Annotated in this window: 2 protein-coding genes; both read left to right on the top strand. The window is 60.3% G+C overall.

Going from position 1 to position 2,592, the window contains the following annotated elements; all coding sequences use genetic code 11:
- Window positions 1–1,348, top strand: a 1,348-nt coding sequence (locus ABYT07_RS20380; protein WP_372993832.1) for a hypothetical protein, incomplete at its 5' end; no start/stop codon positions are given.
- On the top strand, window positions 1,348–2,553 hold the full coding sequence (wecB, locus tag ABYT07_RS20375) for a non-hydrolyzing UDP-N-acetylglucosamine 2-epimerase (protein ID WP_372993831.1): 1,206 nt from the start codon (window positions 1,348–1,350) through the stop codon (window positions 2,551–2,553). The genes ABYT07_RS20380 and wecB, both read left to right, overlap by 1 nt.
- Window positions 2,554–2,592: the final 39 nt, after the last annotated feature.

Genomic DNA, 2,592 nt, shown 5'->3' with positions numbered 1-2,592 from the left:
GCAAGCGCAGCCAAACAACAAGCGATGGCATTTGGGCCACGCCGACCGGAAGGAAGAGGTAAGAGCGATGGGAACACCTGCCGATGTACCGCTGGCACGTACAGTTTACCGGATTGCGTCATCTGGCCGGATGGACCTTTGCCGACAAACCATCAAGGAACGAAGGGCTTGGCCAGCCCCGATGCCTGCGCCCCCCGATATCGCTGCCCACGCAGAGATCACGTCAGCCGCACGGGCCATGCTAAGATGGGTCGAGCGTGGACAGGAGTTTTGGGCCTGCGGCGGTATTCCCGCCAGCTATAATGCCCGAAAGCGGCGGTATGAGGGACCCTATCCCGAAACCACTGGATACAGCATTCCAACTTTGATCGAACTGGGATCGCGCGCGGGGTTTCGTGAAGCAGATTTGATGGCCCGCAAAGCCGCCGACTGGCTTGTCTCAAGACAAAGCAACGCGGGCGATATCCGGTGCAATATTGAAACGCCACCAACCGGCGATGGCGGTGCTGACCAGATCGTCCTGTTCGATTGCGGCGCGATCTTGCAGGGGTTCACAGCAATGGCCCGCCGCGCCGACGCCTATTCAGACCCCACAGATCGGCTTGCCCGCTTTTTGGTCGACGCCCAGCGTGCTGACGGTTTGTGGGACAGCTATCTCGCGTTCGAACATTTTGGCAGTCACAATGCGCTGGTCGCCTACGCGCTGATTGATGCCGGCAGCACGCTGAACGCGCCCCATTTCAGCGAGGCGGGACACCGCTGCCTGAACGCTTTGCACGGGCGGCTGCACAAAAACGGTTACATCGAAGGCTGCGAGTTTCCCGGCGTGCGCCAAGGCGTCGCCTTTCTGCATCCGTTTGTCTACACCATCGAAGGGTACCTCAAGGCGGCAGCGCTTGCGCCTGATCGGGGGTATTTCGACGCTGTGCGCCCGGCGCTTGACGCATTCCGCGACGGGATTGCGCGCACGGGCCAGATCCCCGGCGCTTTTGTGCAGCCGGATATGTCCACGTCTTGTTCCTTTACCGCGCTGACGGCCATCGCACAGCTTGCTGATGTCGGGTTTCGCGCGGACCAGCTGAGCGGTGAAAACAGCTACACTGATATGTCCCGCCAGCTCATGCGCTTTTTGCGTCAGGTCTTGGATAAAACGCTAACCGACGCGGCGTGGCAGGGTGGTTTGCCGTCGGCCTATCCGATCGACGCCGAATACCTGCCGTTCTGCGTCAACAACTGGGGGGCCAAGTATTTTCTGGATGCAAGCATGGGAGAGTTGAACGCCCTCCAGCCCGTGCTCTCTAGCACCGCCATCCCGCAACGCGCGGCCATTCCCCAAGGAGTAACGTGATGAAAAAAGTCATGCTGATTGTGGGCACGCGCCCCGAAGCTATCAAGATGGCACCGGTTTACATGGAACTGGCCGCACGCCCGTCCGAATTCGAGGTCAGCGTCTGCGCGACGGGGCAGCACCGGCAGATGCTTGATCAGGTCTTGCGGATTTTCGGAATGCGGCCCGATATTGATCTGGATGCGATGCAGCCGGGCCAGTCGCTGAACGGTCTGGTGCCGACGGTGATGCGCGGGCTTGGCGCTGTGTTCGAACAGGCGCAGCCGGATGTGGTGCTGGTTCAGGGGGATACGTCATCTGCCGTGGCCGGTGCGATGGCTGCCTTTCACCTGCAAATCCCCGTGGGCCACGTCGAAGCCGGCCTGCGGACCTACAACAGACACGCCCCGTTCCCCGAAGAGGTAAACCGCAAAGTGATTTCCTCGATCGCTGACCTGCACTTTGCCCCGACGCAACACGCCGAAGCAAACCTGTTGAATGAATGTGTCGCAGCCCAAGATATCGTGGTCACCGGCAATACCGTGATTGATGCGCTGTATTGGGTTCTCAAGCACAAAGCGCCGGATATGGAGCCGTACACCGGCACGATCCCGAAGGGAGATGGCTGGATTTTGGTGACCGGCCACAGGCGCGAAAGTTTCGGCGATGGTTTTCGCGACATCTGCCTTGGCCTCAAGGAGATTTCCGAAAAATATCCGGCGCAACAGATCATCTATCCAGTCCACCTTAACCCCAAGGTCCGGGAGACGGTGAATGCAATGTTGGGCGATCAGGAAAATATTCATCTGATTGAACCGATGGATTACGTCCCTTTCGTGCATCTGATGCAGCAAGCCGCGTTCATTATTTCGGATTCCGGTGGGATTCAGGAAGAAGCAACAGCGCTTGGAAAGCCGGTACTGGTGATGCGGGACGTCACAGAACGCCCCGAGGCCGTACAGGCCGGAGTGTGCAAACTGGTCGGAACCGACCCCGCAACGATCATCAAGGAGGCATCGGCGCTGATCGACGGCGCGTCGTGGGTCGGGCAGGGTGCTGCCGCGCGCAAGGTTTACGGCGACGGTCATGCTGCCAGACGCATCGCGGATGCGCTGGCCGAAGACGAACGCGCCGTCAGCAGCTTTGTTGCGCGCCCGCAGATGGGCAAGGGCCGCGCCGCTGTCGCGCGTGCAGATGCGGCACCCGTTCAGGCACTGCGGCGGTGACCCCGCGGTCGTTGTTGTTGCAGACCGTTTGGCGCGTCG

The sequence above is a fragment of the Sulfitobacter sp. genome, from assembly GCF_041552635.1.
Classification (GTDB): domain Bacteria; phylum Pseudomonadota; class Alphaproteobacteria; order Rhodobacterales; family Rhodobacteraceae; genus Sulfitobacter.
This window is presented reverse-complemented; position numbering and strand designations above follow the sequence as displayed.